Here is a 17,120-nt window from a genome sequence, read left to right on the forward strand (position 1 = left end):
ATGCTGATTCCCGTGATTCTCTCCGGCGGTGCCGGGACAAGGTTGTGGCCGGTGTCGCGTGAAGGCCATCCCAAACCGTTCATGGCATTGCCCGACGGCCAGTCGCTGCTGGGCAAGACCTATCGGCGTGCCGCGGACCTGCTCGACGGCTGGGGCGATATCGTCACGGTGACCAACCGCGAGTACTACTTCCAGAGCAAGGATCATTTTCGGGACGCGCACCTTGGCCGCCATCGCGGACACTTCCTGCTGGAGCCGACCGGGCGCAACACGGCGCCGGCCATTGCCGCCGCCGCCCTCTCCCTCCAGGCCCTGCATGGTGACGACGCGATCATGCTGGTCATGCCCGCCGACCATCTGATCGTCAATGTCGACGCATTGAAGGACGCAGTCGAGCATGCCGTGGCATTGGCCAGGCGCGGTCACCTGGTGACCTTCGGTGTCGTGCCGACCGCTCCGGAAACCGGGTTTGGCTACATTGAAGCCGGCACATCGCTGGACGATAAAGGCGCTGCCAGCGTGCGGCGCTTCGTCGAAAAACCCGACCTGCAAACCGCGACGCATTACCTGGAAAGCGGCAACTTCCTGTGGAACTCCGGGATGTTCTGCTTCTCGGTCGCCAGCCTGCTGGCCGAACTGCAAACCCATGCTCCCGACTTGCTGGAGCAGGCGCAGACCTGCATGGCCGCCAGCGCCGCGGTGGAAAACGCCGGAAGCCTGCAACAGGAACTGTCACTGGCCCTGTTTGGCGAAATCATGGATATTTCCATCGATTACGCGTTGATGGAGCGCTCCGACAAAGTGGTCGTGGTGCCGGCCCGTTTCGACTGGAGCGACATCGGCTCCTGGGGGGCGGTGGCCGCGCTGGTACCGGCGGATGCACAGAACAACCGCACCGTCGGCGAGTCGATTTTCATCGACAGCCACAACAATTTCGTCCAGAGCGAAAACCGCCTGGTCGCGACCGTGGGCGTGGATAACCTGATCATCGTCGACACCGCCGACGCGGTGCTGGTGGCCCACGCCGACCGCGCCCAGGATGTGCGCCGGGTGGCCAGGCAACTCAAGGATAAAGAGCACGAAGCCTATCGCTTGCACCGTACGGTCAGCCGGCCATGGGGCACCTACACCGTGCTCGAGGAAGGCCCGCGCTTCAAGATCAAACGCATCGTGGTCAAGCCCGGCGCCAAGTTGTCGTTGCAGATGCACCACCATCGCAATGAACACTGGGTGGTGGTCGAAGGCATGGCCAAGGTCACCAACAATGGCACCGGCACGCACCTGGTGGCCAAGAACGAATCGACCTTCATTGCCGCCGGTCACAAGCATCGCCTGGAAAATCCCGGCGTGATCGACCTGGTGATCATCGAAGTGCAAAGCGGCGAATACCTGGGAGAGGACGACATCGTCCGCTTCGAAGATCAATACGGCAGGACGGTTTGAATGCTGCGTAATCTTTACCAATCGCTGTGGAGTTACCGGGGTTTCATCCTCGGCAGCGTCAAACGGGAGTTTCAGGCGCGTTATCGCAACTCGCTGTTCGGTGCCTTGTGGACCGTGCTCAATCCGCTGTCGATGATCCTGGTCTACACGGTGATCTTCTCCACCATCATGCGCGCCCGCTTGCCGGGCGTGGACGACGGGTTGGCCTACAGCGTCTACCTGTGCGCCGGCCTGCTGACCTGGGGCCTGTTCGCCGAGATCACGACGCGCAGCCAGAGCATGTTCCTGGAAAACGCCAACCTGCTGAAGAAAATCAGCTTCCCGCGCATCTGCCTGCCGGTCATCGTGCTGCTCAATGCCGGGATCAATTTCGCGATCATCCTGGGGTTGTTCCTCGGCTTCCTGCTGATCAGCGGACGGCTGCCCGGCATGGCCCTGCTGGCGCTGGTACCGTTGCTGGTCCTGCAGGTGATCTTCGCTGCGGGGCTGGGGATGATTCTGGGCGTGCTCAACGTGTTCTTTCGCGACGTCGGGCAGTTTTTCGGCATCTGCCTGCAATTCTGGTTTTGGCTGACGCCAATCGTTTATCCGCTGTCGATCCTGCCGCCGGGCATCCAGCGCTTTATCGAGCTGAACCCGATGACGGCACTGATGAACAGCTACCAGAACCTGTTTCTCTACAACCAATGGCCAGACTGGAGCTCGCTGGTCCCGTTGCTGGTGATCGGCCTGTTGTTCTGTGGGATGGCGCTGCGGCTGTTCCGCCAGCGTGTCGGTGAAATGGTGGACGAGCTCTGATGGGACATATACGTGTCAGTGGCCTGGGCAAGGCCTACAAGCAGTACCCGAATCGCTGGAGCCGGCTGTTCGAATGGCTGGTGCCGTTTTCCCGCACCCGGCATCACCTGCACTGGGTGCTGCAAGGGGTCGATTTCGAGATTCAGCCGGGTGAAGCCGTGGGCATCGTCGGGGTCAACGGTGCCGGCAAAAGCACGCTGCTGAAGATGATCACCGGCACTACCCAGCCCACCTGCGGCGACATCCAGCTGCAAGGTCGCGTAGCGGCGCTGCTGGAGCTGGGCATGGGTTTCCATCCGGACTTCACCGGTCGGCAGAACACCTTCATGGCCGGCCAGTTGCTCGGCATGCAGGTCGAAGAAATCGAAGCGCTGATGCCAGAGATCGAGAGCTTCGCCGAAATCGGCGAGGCCATCGACCATCCGGTTCGCACTTATTCCAGCGGCATGCAGATGCGCCTGGCGTTCAGCGTGGCCACCGCGCGACGGCCGGACATCCTGATCGTCGATGAAGCGCTGTCCGTGGGTGATGCCTACTTCCAGCACAAAAGCTTTGATCGCATCCGCAACTTCCGCAAGGCAGGTACCACGTTGCTGATCGTGTCCCATGACCGTTCGGCGATCCAGTCGATCTGCGACACCGCCATCCTCCTGGAGAACGGACGCATGGCCATGCGCGGCAAGCCTGAAGAAGTGATGGACTACTACAACGCCATGCTCGCCCAGCGCGAGGGCCAGACGGTGCGTCAGGAAATGCTCGCCAACGGGCAGGTGCAAACCATTTCCGGGACAGGCGAAGCGGGCATTCTCAGTGTCCGCCTGCTTGACCCCAAGGGGCGTTCGGTGGAGGTGGCTGAAGTCGGCCAGTCGATGGTCCTGGAAGTGCAGGTCGAGGTGCGCCAGGACATCGAGCGACTGATTCTCGGCTTCATGATCAAGGATCGCCTTGGCCAGCCCATGTACGGCATCAATACCCACCGGGTGGACAAAGCCCTCACCGACCTGAGTGCCGGCGAACGCGTCACCTACCGTTTTGCCTTCGACATGCGCCTGGGCAAGGGCAATTATTCGGTGGCCCTGAGCCTGTCGCGGCTGGATTCGCACCTGGATCGCAATTTCGAATGGCGTGACTACGGGCTGGTCTTCCACGTGATCAACAATCGCCAGGAAGACTTCGTGGGTTGCTCCTGGCTCGAAGCGCAGACCAACGTGACCCGTTCCAGTGAGAATCGGGTGGAATCTATTGGGGAAACACGATGACCAGACTGTTGGTGGAATGTACCTACGTCTTCGAACACCCGGATGCCAACTCGGGCATCCAGCGGGTCGTTCGCAATGTGATTCAGCAATTGCCGGCCGCGAACGCCCGGCGCGAATGCGTTCCGGTGGTGATGATCAATGGCGCGTTGTTCGAGGTGAAAAGCCTGGCACCCCTGCCGACCGTCAAAGTGGATCTGGTGAGCCTGCGGGTGAAGCTAGAACAGTTCGCCAATCAGTTCTGGCTGCGCCACCGCGCGCTGGAACGTCGCCGTCCTTTCAGCCAATCGAAGTTCGCCCGCCGGGTGCTTTACGTCGGTTGCCGTCTGACCGCGTTCGCCTGCCTGAGCCTGCCGATACGCCTGCTCGACCGGGCACTCAAGGGCAAGCCGGTGCCCGAGCGCTGCGTGCCGTTGCAGCATCGCGCCGACGATCAATTGGTGCTGCTGGATTCGTCCTGGCACGCCAACTTCTTCCCCTTGGCCGAGCAACTCAAGCGTGATGGGGTCGGCATCATTTCGGTGATCTACGACCTGATTCCCCTGACCCACCCGCAGTTCTGCGACGCCGGGCTGGTGAAAGTGTTCAACGAATGGTTCGACTGGATCGCCCGCACCGCCGATGGCTATGTGGCGATCTCGACCACCATCCGCGACCAGGTACGCCAGGAGATGACCCGCAGGATCGGCACCGCGCAGGTTCAGCAACGCTGGTTCGACTATTTCCACCTTGGCTCCGAACTCGACCTGACCGATGCCCGGTCTACCGTCGACCCGGGGCTGCTGCAGATGTTCAAGACGCCGGACCCTGTGTTCCTGATGGTCAGCACCATCGAGCCGCGCAAGAACCATGCGTATCTGCTGGACGCGTTCGAGCGCGCCTGGGCGGCCGGGTCCAAAGCCCGGTTGTGCATCGTCGGCAAGATTGGCTGGAAATGCGAGGCGCTAATCGAACGTATACGCCAGCATCCGCAATTGAACCTGCGTTTGTTCATGTTCAACAACCTTTCGGACAAGAGCCTGGAACACGCCTATTCCCACGCGACATCGCTGGTGTTCCCGTCCTACGTCGAAGGGTTCGGTTTGCCGCTGGTGGAAGCCATGCAGCGAGGCCTGCCGGCCATGGCCAGCGACATCCCGGTGTTCCGCGAAATCGGTGGCGAGTACATGGCGTATTTCGACCTCTCCGACCCGCAGAACCTGGCCGATCTGGTCATCGACATGGAAAGCGGCGGCGCATTTCCCGCGCCCCTCAACCTGGATAACTGGCGTTGGCTGAGCTGGCGCGAGGCGAGTGCGCAACTGGTCGAGCGCATCCAGCGCAATCTGCACAGCGATACGAAGGTGCCTGAGAGTCAGCATGCGAATTGCCCTTAACGCCCGCATCCTCCAGGCACCGCGCACGGGCATCGGTCAGTACGTCGCCGAACTGGCGACGGCCCTGGCCCGCGAATCGGACGTCGAGTTGTCGTTGTTCCACGGCTGGGGCTGGAGTTCGACTCTGCCTGAGGCGGCGATGCCCGGTTACTCGCGTCTGACGCCGTTGCTGCGACAGATTCCGGGGGCCTATCAGGCGCGGCGCTGGCTGGAGCAGAAGCGTTTTGATCAGCGCCCCGCCCAGGCCATCGATCTGTATCACGAGCCAAGCCTGTGGCCGTTGTCGTTCAACGGCCCGACCATCATCACACTGCATGACCTTACGCACCTGCACTATCCCGACACCCAACCACCGGCACGCCTGCGCGAAATCGAGCGGCGACTGGCCGACGGCGTACAGCGGGCGCGGCTGATTCTGACGGACTCGCAGTACATCGCCGAGCAAGCGCAGGCCTGGTTCGCACTGCCGGCCGAGCGCTTCGTGGTGGCACCGCTGGGTGTGGCCGCGCGCTTCCACCCCCGTGAACCCGAGGCCATCGATCAGGTCCTCAAGGCCCACGGCGTCGAGGCGCGGGAGTATTTCCTTTGCGTCGGTACCCTGGAGCCACGCAAGAATCTGACCCTGGCCCTGCGCGCCCATGCCCGGCTGCCGGAAACCGTGCGCCAGCGTTTTCCGTTGCTGATCGCCGGCATGGCCGGCTGGCAGCGTCAGCAGTTCAACGACGAATTACGTTCGGCCCTCGCGTCAGGTCATGTGTGCCTTCTGGGGTACTTGTCGGACGACGATCTGGCGCAGCTACTGGCCGGAGCCCGGGCGCTGGTTTTCCCTTCGTTGTACGAGGGGTTCGGCCTGCCGGTGCTGGAAGCCATGGCCAGTGGCACTCCGGTGATTCTGACGGGTGAGTCGGCGATGCCGGAGGTCGCTGGCGATGCCGGCAACTACATCGAGGCGCACGACCCCGACTCCTTGCGCGATACCATGCAGCGGTTAATCGACGACCCGGCGCACTGGCAGGCCTGTCGTGAGGCGGGTTTGCAGCGGGCGAAGCTATTTTCCTGGGAGCGTTGTGCGACGGTGACCGCCCGCGCCTACCGCCAGGCTATGGAGAACTGATATGCGCGTTCTGCACTTTTACAAAACCTACTTGCCCGACTCCATGGGTGGCATCGCGCAAGTGATTTTCCAGATGAGCGAAAGCGGCGTGCGCCATGGTGTCGACAGCACGGTACTGACCCTGAGCAGTAACCCGGCGCCGGGCGTGTTGCAGATCCGCGAGCACCAGGTGCATCAGGCCAGGATGGATTTTCAACTCGCCTCCACCGGTTTTTCCTACAGCGTGTTCAAACAGTTTCGAGAGCTCGCGGCTGAGGCCGACGTAGTCAACTACCACTTCCCCTGGCCCTTCATGGACCTGGTGCATTTTGTCAGTGCCACCAAAAAGCCCAGAGTGGTCAGTTACCACTCCGACATCGTCCGCCAGCGTCATCTGCTCAAGCTGTACCGTCCGTTGATGCGTCGGTTCCTGGACAGCGCGGATCGAATCGCCGTGGCGTCCCCCAACTACTTTCACACCAGCGATGTGCTCAAGGACTACCGGGACAAGACCCGGGTCATCACCTATGGCCTGGACAAATCGGGTTATCCGACGCACGACGCGGCGCGGACCGAGCGCTGGCGCCAGCAGCTGGGGGACAAGTTCTTCCTGTTCGTCGGTGTCATGCGCTACTACAAGGGGCTGCACATCCTGCTTGAAGCGATGCAGGGGCTGAACTATCCCGTGGTGATCGTGGGCGCCGGCCCGCTGGAAGCGGAGCTGCATGCCCAGGCCAGGGCGCTGGGCCTGCGGAACCTGCACTTTCTCGGGTTCCTGGGCGACGAAGACAAGGTCGCCTTGCTCGAGTTGAGTTATGCGGTGGTGTTCCCATCGCACCTGCGCTCCGAAGCCTTTGGCATTTCGCTGCTGGAAGGCGCGATGTATGGCAAACCGATGATCTCCAGTGAAATTGGCACTGGCACCAGTTACATCAACATCCATAACGAAACCGGGCTGGTGGTGCCACCGAGCAATCCATCGGCGTTTCGCGAGGCGATGCGCACGCTTTGGGAAAACCCGGTGCTGGCGGCGCAAATGGGCGAGAAGGCGCAGGCCCGTTATCAAAATCTGTTTACCGCGGACGAAATGGGTCGCAAATGGGCAGCGCTGTATGAGGAGCTGCTGGAAGAAAAAGCCCTCGCCTACGCATGAGGTTTTTTTGCAGATCCGAGTTGTCTCTGCTGCTGCGCTCTAACAGTGTTACGATCCCGCGACTGTAGATTTTCCATGGCTTGCGCAGGATGTGTGCAAGCCGTCGACTCTCCCTATTGGCCCCCCCGACTTTCTGCTGACCGCCTATGCAACGTCTGCTCAATGACCGCCTGGACTGGAACCTGCTGCGCACCTTTCGGGTGATTGGCCAGGAGCAGAGCATCAGCCGCGCTGCCGCCCGCCTGCACCTGACGCAACCGGCAGTGAGTCAGGCGCTCAAGCGCCTGGAGGAACAACTGGGCCGCCAATTGATTGCCCGTCGCGGGCCACGTTTTGCCCTGACTGAAGTCGGCGAGCAGATCTTCGCCCTGGCCGGGGAAATCTACGGGCAAATGTCCCAGGTCAGTAGCGTGCTGGAACAACCGGCCGATGAAGTGATCGGCAAAGTGCGGTTGCTGATCATCAGCCGGATCTTCTCCGAGCGCTTTGATGACTTTCTCGCCGACTTCCATCGTCAATACCCGCGAGTGGACCTGGAAGTCGATGTGATGCGCAGTTCCGACATCGTCAGCGCCCTCCAGGAAAAAACCGCGACCCTCGGCCTGAGCCTCAATCGGCGCCCGCAGCCACGCCTGGAGCAGCGCTTGTTCCTGCGTCAACGCTATGCTTTTTTCTGCGGCAAGCACCATGGGATGTTCGGCCAGCAGGACGTCGCCGAAGGGGATTTGCAACGGGAGAACTTCGTCAGTTTCACCAGTGACCAGATCGGCGGCATGCTCTCGCCGCTGACGATTTTCCGCGATCAGCAGGGTTTCAGTGGTCGCATCGTCGCGTCCTCACCGAGCCTGGAAGAAGTCCGGCGACTGGTGATCGCCGGCTTCGGTATCGGCTGTCTGCCCGAACACGTGGTGGCGGCCGACGTCGACGCCGGATTGCTCTGGCGCCTGCCGCCCCACGAGGGGATTGCCGATGTGGACATTCATTTGCTGTGGAACCGCGAACAGCGCATGAGCCGTGCCGAGACGATCTTTCTCGAAAGCCTGCAACAACGGCTGACGGACTAAACGCGCAAGACTTGCGTCACCGGTTCACCGGCCTGCAAGCGTTCGAGCAAGCGCGGCTCGCTGCGATCCGAAGCCAGCGCCTGATCGATGGCTGCCGCCGCCGATGCCGTGTCGAGAAACAACACGCCGTTGTCGTCCGCCAGCACCCAATCCCCCGGCTGCACCGTCACGCCGGCGCAGTGGATGGGCTGATTGATGGCGCTGTCGCCACGGCCGTGCAGCTTGGTGGTCAACAGGCTGGTGCCTCGGGCGAACACCGGCAACCCGGCTTCACGCAGCTCCAGCAGATCGGTCACTGCACCATCCACCACAATACCCACAGCCCCGGCACAGCGTGCTGCGCAACTGGTCACCGCACCGACCGGCGCGTGCCGATGATCGCCACCGGTGTCGATCACCAGCACGTCGCCCGACCTGATTTGCGCCAGGGCCCGGTTGACGGCAATGGCATCGGCGCCCACCAGTTTCAGGGTCAACGCACGGCCAACGACTTTTACATTGGGCACCATGGCCCGCAGTTGCGGATCGGCAAAACCTTCTTCGAGAAAGTGCCCGAGGGTCGGAAAGCTCACGGCCTTGAGCTGTTCGATCAGTTGCGACTCATCCATGCTGCGGCTCCCCGGCAATCAGTTCGGCAACACAGTCGATCTCCAGCGATACGCCCCACAATGCCACGCACACCGTGGTGCGCGCCGGTGGCGCATGGCCGAGGAACTCGCGGTACACGGCGTTGAACGGCTCCAGTTGCGCGGGGTCGGTCAGGTAGGCATTGACCTTGATCACATGGCTGAAACCGGAGCCCGCCTCGATCAGGATCGCTTCGAGGTTGCGCAAGGTTTGCCGTACCTGCTCGGGGAAATCAGCAGGCTGTTCGTCGAGGCTGCCGTGGGCCGGAATCTGCCCGGCGGTGAACACCAGGTGGCCGCTGACCACGGCCTGGGAGTAAGGCCCGACCGGGCCGATGTAGCCCGGGGCCGATTGAATTCTGCGCATGTTGTAGAACTCCAGATGTCAGGCCGTAGCCGATTTGAAGGGTTTACCGGGGGCCGGATCGTCTGTGGGGACGACGCTGGGGATCTCGCTGATGTCCTTCTTGAAGGTCTCGGTCAACAGCAACAGGGCCACCAGTGAAATCAATGCCGCACCGATCATGTACCAGGCCACCGACGAACCTTTGCCCGTCGCGGCCAGCAATGCCGTGGTGACGATGGGCGTCGCCGCGCTGCCGAGCAGGCCGGACAACATGTAGCTGATGGACAAACCGGAATAACGCACCCGGGTGCCGAACAGCTCGGCGAGAAAGGTCGCGATCGGCCCGTAGTTGGCGGCGAACGCGGTCATCAACAACAGATAACCGAACACCACCATCGACAGCTCCTTGGTGTCCATCAGCCAGAACATCGGGAACGCCACCAGCGCTTCGGCGATGATGCCGCCGACAATGATCGGTTTGCGTCCGAAGCGGTCCGAAAGCGCACCGAACACCGGCAACATGACAATGCACCAGGCGCAGGACAGCAGCACCACACCGAGCATCACGCTGCGGCTGAAGCCGAGGTTCTGTGTGCCATAGGTCAAGCCGAACGCCACGATAATGTTGAACGAAGCGCCCGTGGACATGGTGGCAATACCCCCCAGCAGCACTTGCTTCCAGTATTTGCGGAATACTTCCGCCAACGGCATTTTCACTTGCACTTCGGCTTCCTTGACCTTGTTGAAAGCCGGGGTTTCCGAGATGTTCAGGCGGATATACAAACCGACGGCGATCAGCAACACGCTGGCCAGGAACGGAATACGCCACCCCCAGGCCAACAGATCCTCCGGGGACAGCCACGCCGCGATCAACAGGAATGCCAGGTTGGCAATCATGGTCCCGGCCGGCACGCCGATCTGCACCCAGGAGCCGTACAAGCCACGCTTGTTGGCCGGCGCATGCTCCACCGCCATCAGCACCGCCCCGCCCCATTCGCCCCCCAATGCCAGGCCTTGCACGACCCGCAGCAGCAACAACAGGATCGGCGCCCAGATACCGATGGTTGCAAAGTCAGGCAACAAGCCGATGGCGAAGGTGGCCGCGCCCATGGTCAGCAGCGAGATCAACAGCATCGACTTGCGCCCCAGGCGATCACCGAAATGCCCGAACAACGCCGCGCCGACAATCCGTGCCAGATACGCCGAAGCGAAGGTGCCGAAAGCCAGCAGCGTTCCGATCAGCGGCACGAAATCCGGGAAGAACACTTTGTTGAACACCAGCGCTGAAGCCGTGGCAAACACGAACAAGTCGTACCACTCAACGGTGGTGCCGATCACACTGGCCACCGCGACTTTTTTCATGCTGATTGCAACTTCCGGTGGTGCGCCGGACTTTTCTGCGGACGATAGATCGCTCATCACTGTCTCCAGGAATTCATCAGAACTCGTTATTTAATTGTTTTGACTGGCAGTAAAACGGTTGAGGCGAAGGTTGTTGTTATGACTTACGGGAAGCTGGTCCCTGTAGGAGCAAGCCTGCTCGCGATGAACTCAAGAACACCGCGTTTAACCGGCAAACACGCGAAATCGTTAACGACCATCGCGAGCGGGCTCGCTCCTACAGGGGGTGTGTTAGTTCAATATCCCAATACTCGGTCGGCACAGTTGAGTAACGGCTCGCCAGCATTCAATCGACGAAAGTTCTCTGCCACTTGTTCGGCAATACAGTCATGGGAAGCCGCCGAAGCCATGTGCGGGGTGATGGTGACACCGGGCATTGTCCAGAGCCGGTGATCGACCGGCAGCGGTTCCTGCTCGAACACATCCAGCAAGGCGCCGCGCAAATGTCCGCTCGCCAGGGCCTGTTCGAGATCGTCGATGTTCAAATGACCGCCCCGGCCACAGTTGATCAGTGCCGCACCGCTGGCAAGCTGTTCGAAAGTGGCTCGTCCGAGAATCCCGCGGGTTTCGCTGGTGAGTGGCAACAGGTTGATCAGCAACTCGATGCCGTCGAGAAAAGGATGCAACGCATCACCCCCGGCGAAGGTGCGCACACCGGGCAAGTCCTTGCTGCGCCGCGCCCAGCCGCGCACGTCGTAACCGGCTGCGACCAGATCCAGAGCAATCGCGCTGCCCAGCGATCCGAGCCCCATCACACCGACCTTGAACTGCCCCGCCGCCCGTTGCAGCGGGCGCTCCCAGCGTTGCTCCCGCTGGTGCGACAACACCTGATCGAAACCGCGGTGATAGTGGATCACCGCCCAGCGCACGTACTCGGTCATCCCCTGGCGATGGCCCGGGTCGACCACACGGCAAACCGGCAGGTCCGGGCACGACGGATCGTGATCGAGGTGATCGATACCGGCGGCCACCGAGTGAATCACCTGCAGGTTCGGCAATGCGCCGAGACTGCCCGGCAAGGGAAACCAGCACGCCGCCATCTGTGCATTGGCGGCCCGGGAATCGTCGGCCAGCACGGCGGTGAGCTGCGGCGCACTGCGGGCAAACGCCGCCTGCAATTGCTTGAGCAGCAAGGTATCGCGGGACAGCAGAACCACAGTGTTGATGACGGCGTTCATGACAAATATGACTCGCGCTGGGATTCGATCAACGTCAGGGCGGCCTCCCAGGCCAGGTCGATGATGTTGTCCTGCTCATCACGGTCGAACTGCTCGGCGGTGTGCGCGCAGACTTCCGGCGACGGGTAATGCAGTGCCGAACCACCGGCCAGCGCCTGCACCTGGGCCTGACAGGCCCGCTCCAGGAAGTGGATTTCCTGGAACGCCTGGGCCACGCCCGATCCACCCACCAGTAAACCGTGGTTGCGCAGGATCATCGCCCGGTGCGGACCGAGGTCGGCAATCAAGCGCTCGCGCTCATCCAGCGACAGCGCGATGCCCTCATAGGTGTGATAGGCCAGCTTGCCGTAGAACTTCAGCGCATGCTGACTGATCGGCAGTAGGCCTTGCTTCTGCGCCGCGACCGCCATGCCGGCCGCCGTGTGGGTATGGATCACACAGTTCAGGTCCGGACGCGCCATGTGGATCGCCGAGTGAATCACGAAGCCGGCAGCGTTGACCCGATGGCCCGCGTACTCCGGGTCGACCACCCGCCCTTCCTGATCGATGCGCACCAGGTCCGAGGCGCGCATGCGGTCGAAGATCACCCCGTAGCGGTTGATCAGGAAGTGATGCTCAGGCCCCGGAATCCGCAGGGTGATATGGGTGTCGATCAGGTCGGTCATGCGAAAGTGCGCAACCAGTCGATACAGCGCGGCCAGTTCGCAACGGGCTTGCCATTCAACCGGGTCGATGTGTGCAGGTTTACTCACGAATACACCTCTTTAGCAGCGTGGGTGACGACCGGGTTGGCGCGCAGGCGGGCCAGGCCGCAAACACCGATCAGGGACAGGGCCGAGAGCAAGGTGAAGAACACCGCCAGCGGCAACCATTGTCCGGAAAACTTGCTGGCCAGCAGGGTGCCGATCAGCGGCGTGGTGCCGCCGGCCACGGCGCAAGCCAATTGGTACGCGATGGAAATGCCCGAGTAGCGCAGGTGCACCGGGAAGGCCTGGGTCATATAGCCGGCGATCACCGCGTAAAGCGCCGAGAGAATCACCACCGCCAGGGCAATACCGGCAGTCATGAACACAATGTTCTGGGTACCTACCAACAGGAACATCGGGTATGGCGTGACCATGCAAAGCAACGCGACCCATTTGAGAAAACGACCTTCGCCGATACGTTCGGCGATCAGCGCCGAGAGCGGTTGTGAGAGCAACTGGATGACGGTCACCAGAAACAGGCAATCGAGAATCGTCGATCGGGCAATGCCCTGATACTGGGTGACATAAGTGATCATGAAGGTGTTGGTGAAGAAGAACCCGGCCGAGCCGATGGTCACGGCAGCGGCGGCGAACAGGATCTGCCGCCAGCAGGTACGGATCACGTCCATCACCGGGTATTTGGCGGTCTCGTTGTTGTCCTTGGCCTTGGCGAATTCCGGCGACTCGTGAACGCCGGAACGGATCAACAGCCCGACCATCATCAACACGCCGCTGGCGAGGAACGGCAAGCGCCAACCCCAGGCGAGGAAATCCTCTGGTTCAAGGGACGTCACCAGACGGAAAGCGATCAGTGCCAGCAACAAACCGGCGGGACTGCCGAGCTGGGCGAACGATGCGTAGAACGTCTTGCGCTTGGCCGGCGCATGTTCGCTCGCCATCAACACCGCCCCACCCCACTCACCACCGACCGAAATGCCCTGAATGACACGCAGCACGATCAGACCAATGGGTGCCCAGATGCCGGCACTGGCGTAACTCGGCAACAGGCCAATACCCGCCGTGGCGACGCCCATCAAGGCCATGGTCACCAACAGCATTTTCTTGCGCCCGAGACGATCGCCCAGATGACCGAACACCATCCCGGCCATGGGACGGGCAATGAAGCCGACAGCGAAACTACCGAACGCCGCCAGGGTACTCATGACCGGGTCGCTGCTGGGGAAGAACACTTGCCCAAGGACCAGCGCCGCCGCGGTGGCGTAGATGTAAAAGTCGTAGAACTCGATGGTCGTGCCAATGAAGGCAGCGGCCGCGGCTCGGCGCGGTTGGGGAGTAGTGTGCATGCAAGGACCCTGTGTACTTATAGTTTTTGGGCAGGTGTTAAGGCTGATGACGGTTGCGCTCTGTGGCGCTTGTGGGCTTTATCGCTTCCATGCCAGGATTAGTCAATTTTCAATTCCTTATCTTTACTATTAGCACCGCTACTGCATGAGGTTTTATGCCTTCCAATTCCAACCCGTGGGTCGGGCGTCGCTTTCTCAATGACCGCCTCGACTGGAACCTGCTGCGCACCTATCTGGTCATCGGCCAGGAAGGCAGCATGAGCCGCGCCGCCGCGCGACTGCACATCACCCAGTCGGCCGTCAGCCAGGCGCTGAAACGACTGGAAGAACAACTGGAATGCGTGTTGATTGCCCGCAGCGGACGACGCTTTGATCTGACGGAAACCGGGGAAGAAGTCCTGCGCATAGCGGCGGATATCTACGGGGATATTTCACGCCTGGGGACGGTAGTGGAGAGTCGTCACGACGACGTAGTGGGCAAGATCCGCATCCTCACCGTCAGCGGTGTGCAGGCTCGGCATTACGATGACTTCCTCGCTGATTTCCATGAAACCCATCCGAAAATCGAGCTGGAAGTCGAGGTCATGGGCAGTTCGAACATCATCAGTTCGCTGCTGCAAAAAACTGCGACAGTCGGCGTTGGCCTGTGCCGCTTGCCACAGCCACGACTGGAACAACGGGTACTGTTTCGCGAGACCTATGCTTACTTTTGTGGCCAACGTCACCGGCTGTTCGGGCAACAGAATCTGACCCTGGAACAACTGGCGGCGGAAAACTTCGTCAGCTTCACCAGTGATCAACTCGGCGGCAATCTTTCCCCCCTGACGCTGTTCCGCGACCAGCAAGGCTTCACCGGCAAGATCGTCGCCTCCTCCACCAGTTTCGAAGAAATTTACCGCTTGATCTGCGCGGGTTACGGCATCGGCGCCTTGCCCACCCATCTGGTGCGCCGGGATGTCGAGCAAGGTCTGCTCTGGCGCTTGCCGCCGGAAGACGGGGTGGTGGATTTCGATATCCAGTTGTTGTGGAATCGCGAACAGAAGATGAGCCAGGCCGAAACGGTGTTCCTCGAGAGCTTCCAGCACATGCTCAGCATCCGTGAGCCTGTGCTGTGAAGCCATGAAGGTTCAGACGTGAGGATCGCCCGGTGCCTTGCTCGGCGCTGCGTACTGCGGCTTGAGATGCCCGTCCTGATCGAGTAGCCAGGCGTCCATGATCTCCCGCACGACCGGTCCGGCGACGCGACCACCGGCCTCGCCGTTTTCGATCATCACCGAAATCACGATTTTCGGGTGCTCGGCCGGGGCAAAACCGACGAACAAGGCATTGTCGCGGTTACGCTCGCGGGTTTTCTCCCGGTTGTAACGCTCACCCTGCTTGATCGCCACCACTTGCGCGGTACCACTCTTGCCGGCGATACGGTACTGCGCGCCCGCGGCTGCGGCCCGGGCAATCCCGCGGGCATCGTGCATCACCATCTGCATGCCATGGTTGACCTGCTCCCAGTCGCGAGGATCCTTGAGCAGAATGTTCGGCATCGGATGCTCATCCACCGGCGCGACACCGTCCACGGTTTTGGCCAGGTGCGGGCGATTCCACACGCCTTTGTTGGCAATCAGTGCCGTCGCCTGGGCCAACTGCAGTGGCGTGACCTGCATGTAGCCCTGGCCGATACCGAGAATCACCGTCTCGCCCGGAAACCAGGCCTGACGACGGGTGGCGCGTTTCCAGGCCTGGGATGGCATCAGGCCGGGGGACTCTTCATTCATGTCCAGGGAGACTTTCTCACCCAGTCCGAACATGGCCATGTAGTCGTGAAGACGATCGATACCGAGCTTGTGTGCCAGGTCATAGAAGTAGGTGTCGTTGGAACGCATGATCGCCGTATCCATATCCACCCAGCCGTCGCCGCTGTGGTTCCAGTTGCGGTATTTGTGATCGAAATCCGGCAGCTGGTAATAACCGGGGTCGAACACACGGGTCTGTGGCGTGACGACACCGGCATCGAGGCCGGCGATTGCCATTTCCGGCTTGATGGTCGAACCCGGCGCATAGAGACCGCGCAGCACACGGTTGAACAGCGGTCGGTCGATGGAGTCCCGTAGCGTGGAGTACTCCTTGGAACTGATACCGGTGACGAACAGATTCGGATCGAAACTCGGGTTGCTGACCATGGCCAACACTTCACCGGTCGAGGGATCCAGTGCGACCACCGAGCCACGGCGATCGCCCAAGGCTTGCTCGGCGGCTTCCTGAAGCTTGACGTCGAGGCTCAGGACAATGTTTTCGCCTGGCACCGGGTCAGTGTGCTTGAGCACTCGCAGGACGCGGCCCTGGGCATTGGTTTCGACTTCCTCATAACCGACATGGCCGTGCAGTTGCTTCTCGTAGAATTTTTCAATCCCGGTCTTGCCGATGGATTGGGTGCCTCGATACTCCACGGTATCCAGAGCCTTTGACTCTTTCTCGTTGATACGTCCGACGTAGCCGACCGAATGGGCGAAGTGCTCGCCCAATGGATAATGCCGAACGAACTGCGGCTCGACATCGAGGCCCGGCAAGCGGAACTCGTTGACGGCGAGTACGGCAATTTGCTCTTCGCTCAGTTCATAGAACAACGTCACAGGTACGAAGGGGTGACGTGCCTGCTTCATCGCCTTGTCGAACTGCGAGCGGTCTTCAGCGGGCAAATGCAGGAGATTGACTACCTCGTCCAGCTCTTCGTTTACATCGGTAGCACGTTCGCGGGTGATGGTCAGGTTGTAGCTGGGACGGTTATCCGCGAGAAGTACGCCGTTGCGGTCGTAGATCAACCCGCGAGTCGGTGTAATTGGCAGGACATGTACGCGATTGTTTTCAGAGATGGTCGAGTGATAGTCGAACTCGACTACCTGCAGGACATACAGGCGCACTACCAGCGCACAGGTGACAGCGGCAACGAACAAGCCGCAGGCCATCAGCCTTTTATTGACCAGGCGTGTCTCTTTCTCGTGGTCCTTGATGGGTATCGGTTCGGGCATCTCTACAGCAACTCTTTGAAAAGAATGCCGATCCGTGGGCGCAAACTCAGTCCATTAAAAATGAGCTGCACCTTAGCAAAAGCGCGGAGTCAGGTTTATGTGATTTTTTTTACAATGACCTTGTAGGAGCGAGCTCGCGATGGACGTTAACGATGACGCGGGAAACCTGACGCCCTGCAGCGCTCTCGGGTTTTTCGCGAGCGGGCTCGCTCCTACAGGGGCGCCAAAAACAAAACCCCTACCTGCATACGCAGATAGGGGTTTCGGAATTTAATCTTGACGATGACCTACTCTCACATGGGGAAACCCCACACTA

The 17,120-nt window shown here is 60.9% G+C and carries 15 protein-coding genes; 8 read left to right on the plus strand and 7 right to left on the minus strand.

Features of this window, described 5'->3' with window-relative positions:
• The 7 genes from ABIE16_RS27640 to ABIE16_RS27670 all read left to right on the plus strand — a co-directional run bounded on the left by ABIE16_RS27640 (position 1) and on the right by ABIE16_RS27670 (position 8,183).
• Positions 1-1,443 (plus strand): mannose-1-phosphate guanylyltransferase/mannose-6-phosphate isomerase, encoded by a 1,443-nt coding sequence (locus tag ABIE16_RS27640; protein ID WP_429522355.1) that lies wholly within the window; start codon positions 1-3, stop codon positions 1,441-1,443.
• A complete protein-coding gene (locus ABIE16_RS27645; protein WP_154947769.1) occupies positions 1,444-2,241 on the plus strand; it encodes an ABC transporter permease in 798 nt (265 codons plus the stop codon).
• Positions 2,241-3,500, plus strand: a complete 1,260-nt coding sequence (locus ABIE16_RS27650; protein ID WP_429522356.1) for an ABC transporter ATP-binding protein — start codon at positions 2,241-2,243, stop codon at positions 3,498-3,500. The genes ABIE16_RS27645 and ABIE16_RS27650 overlap by 1 nt, the downstream gene beginning before the upstream one ends.
• Positions 3,497-4,873 (plus strand): glycosyltransferase family 4 protein, encoded by a 1,377-nt coding sequence (locus ABIE16_RS27655; RefSeq protein ID WP_429522357.1) that lies wholly within the window; start codon positions 3,497-3,499, stop codon positions 4,871-4,873. Before ABIE16_RS27650 ends, ABIE16_RS27655 begins: the two co-directional genes overlap by 4 nt.
• Complete coding sequence (locus ABIE16_RS27660) at positions 4,857-5,987, plus strand: glycosyltransferase family 4 protein (RefSeq protein WP_429522358.1); 1,131 nt, start codon at positions 4,857-4,859, stop codon at positions 5,985-5,987. The genes ABIE16_RS27655 and ABIE16_RS27660 overlap by 17 nt, the downstream gene beginning before the upstream one ends.
• Position 5,988: 1 nt before the next feature.
• Positions 5,989-7,119, plus strand: a complete 1,131-nt coding sequence (locus ABIE16_RS27665; protein ID WP_340316122.1) for a glycosyltransferase family 4 protein — start codon at positions 5,989-5,991, stop codon at positions 7,117-7,119.
• 146 nt (positions 7,120-7,265) lie between these two features.
• Positions 7,266-8,183 carry a LysR family transcriptional regulator gene (locus ABIE16_RS27670; RefSeq protein WP_046043224.1) on the plus strand — a complete coding sequence of 306 codons (918 nt, stop codon included), beginning with the start codon at positions 7,266-7,268 and terminating at the stop codon, positions 8,181-8,183.
• On the opposite strand, the gene ABIE16_RS27675 is transcribed toward ABIE16_RS27670, so the two are convergent.
• The 6 genes from ABIE16_RS27675 to ABIE16_RS27700 all read right to left on the minus strand — a co-directional run bounded on the left by ABIE16_RS27675 (position 8,180) and on the right by ABIE16_RS27700 (position 13,784).
• Positions 8,180-8,791, minus strand: coding sequence for an RraA family protein (locus ABIE16_RS27675; protein WP_429522359.1), 612 nt, complete (start codon positions 8,789-8,791; stop codon positions 8,180-8,182). The two genes, ABIE16_RS27670 and ABIE16_RS27675, sit on opposite strands and share 4 nt — an antisense overlap.
• Positions 8,784-9,176, minus strand: coding sequence for a RidA family protein (locus tag ABIE16_RS27680; RefSeq protein WP_090456976.1), 393 nt, complete (start codon positions 9,174-9,176; stop codon positions 8,784-8,786). The genes ABIE16_RS27675 and ABIE16_RS27680 overlap by 8 nt, the downstream gene beginning before the upstream one ends.
• An 18-nt stretch (positions 9,177-9,194) precedes the next feature.
• On the minus strand, positions 9,195-10,574 hold the full coding sequence (locus ABIE16_RS27685) for an MFS transporter (RefSeq protein ID WP_057713892.1): 1,380 nt from the start codon (positions 10,572-10,574) through the stop codon (positions 9,195-9,197).
• Between the two features lie 218 nt (positions 10,575-10,792).
• Positions 10,793-11,734 carry a 2-hydroxyacid dehydrogenase gene (locus ABIE16_RS27690; protein ID WP_191626134.1) on the minus strand — a complete coding sequence of 314 codons (942 nt, stop codon included), beginning with the start codon at positions 11,732-11,734 and terminating at the stop codon, positions 10,793-10,795.
• A complete protein-coding gene (locus ABIE16_RS27695; protein WP_007988289.1) occupies positions 11,731-12,486 on the minus strand; it encodes a class II aldolase/adducin family protein in 756 nt (251 codons plus the stop codon). Before ABIE16_RS27695 ends, ABIE16_RS27690 begins: the two co-directional genes overlap by 4 nt.
• Complete coding sequence (locus ABIE16_RS27700; protein ID WP_057713891.1) at positions 12,483-13,784, minus strand: MFS transporter; 1,302 nt, start codon at positions 13,782-13,784, stop codon at positions 12,483-12,485. Before ABIE16_RS27700 ends, ABIE16_RS27695 begins: the two co-directional genes overlap by 4 nt.
• A gap of 155 nt (positions 13,785-13,939) precedes the next feature.
• Between ABIE16_RS27700 and ABIE16_RS27705 the strand changes: the two genes are divergently transcribed.
• Positions 13,940-14,899, plus strand: coding sequence for a LysR family transcriptional regulator (locus tag ABIE16_RS27705; RefSeq protein ID WP_057713890.1), 960 nt, complete (start codon positions 13,940-13,942; stop codon positions 14,897-14,899).
• Between the two features lie 12 nt (positions 14,900-14,911).
• Here the strand turns inward: ABIE16_RS27705 and mrdA are convergent, their stop codons facing one another.
• The gene (gene mrdA / locus ABIE16_RS27710; protein WP_429522360.1) at positions 14,912-16,804 is read right to left on the minus strand and encodes a penicillin-binding protein 2; all 1,893 of its coding nucleotides are present in this window, start codon (positions 16,802-16,804) and stop codon (positions 14,912-14,914) included.
• Positions 16,805-17,120: the final 316 nt, after the last annotated feature.

This window comes from Pseudomonas sp. 2725 (assembly GCF_050434585.1).
GTDB classification, from domain to species: domain Bacteria; phylum Pseudomonadota; class Gammaproteobacteria; order Pseudomonadales; family Pseudomonadaceae; genus Aquipseudomonas; species Aquipseudomonas jessenii.

What these genes read in the sequence shown, in the direction of transcription:
- ABIE16_RS27640 (WP_429522355.1), top strand. Translation starts at nt 1, where the DNA reads ATGCTGATTCCCGTGATTCTCTCCGGCGGTGCCGGGACAAGGTTGTGG.
- ABIE16_RS27645 (WP_154947769.1), top strand. Translation starts at nt 1,444, where the DNA reads ATGCTGCGTAATCTTTACCAATCGCTGTGGAGTTACCGGGGTTTCATC.
- ABIE16_RS27650 (WP_429522356.1), top strand. Translation starts at nt 2,241, where the DNA reads ATGGGACATATACGTGTCAGTGGCCTGGGCAAGGCCTACAAGCAGTAC.
- ABIE16_RS27655 (WP_429522357.1), top strand. Translation starts at nt 3,497, where the DNA reads ATGACCAGACTGTTGGTGGAATGTACCTACGTCTTCGAACACCCGGAT.
- ABIE16_RS27660 (WP_429522358.1), top strand. Translation starts at nt 4,857, where the DNA reads ATGCGAATTGCCCTTAACGCCCGCATCCTCCAGGCACCGCGCACGGGC.
- ABIE16_RS27665 (WP_340316122.1), top strand. Translation starts at nt 5,989, where the DNA reads ATGCGCGTTCTGCACTTTTACAAAACCTACTTGCCCGACTCCATGGGT.
- ABIE16_RS27670 (WP_046043224.1), top strand. Translation starts at nt 7,266, where the DNA reads ATGCAACGTCTGCTCAATGACCGCCTGGACTGGAACCTGCTGCGCACC.
- ABIE16_RS27675 (WP_429522359.1), bottom strand. Translation starts at nt 8,791, where the DNA reads ATGGATGAGTCGCAACTGATCGAACAGCTCAAGGCCGTGAGCTTTCCG.
- ABIE16_RS27680 (WP_090456976.1), bottom strand. Translation starts at nt 9,176, where the DNA reads ATGCGCAGAATTCAATCGGCCCCGGGCTACATCGGCCCGGTCGGGCCT.
- ABIE16_RS27685 (WP_057713892.1), bottom strand. Translation starts at nt 10,574, where the DNA reads ATGAGCGATCTATCGTCCGCAGAAAAGTCCGGCGCACCACCGGAAGTT.
- ABIE16_RS27690 (WP_191626134.1), bottom strand. Translation starts at nt 11,734, where the DNA reads ATGAACGCCGTCATCAACACTGTGGTTCTGCTGTCCCGCGATACCTTG.
- ABIE16_RS27700 (WP_057713891.1), bottom strand. Translation starts at nt 13,784, where the DNA reads ATGCACACTACTCCCCAACCGCGCCGAGCCGCGGCCGCTGCCTTCATT.
- ABIE16_RS27705 (WP_057713890.1), top strand. Translation starts at nt 13,940, where the DNA reads ATGCCTTCCAATTCCAACCCGTGGGTCGGGCGTCGCTTTCTCAATGAC.
- mrdA (WP_429522360.1), bottom strand. Translation starts at nt 16,804, where the DNA reads ATGCCCGAACCGATACCCATCAAGGACCACGAGAAAGAGACACGCCTG.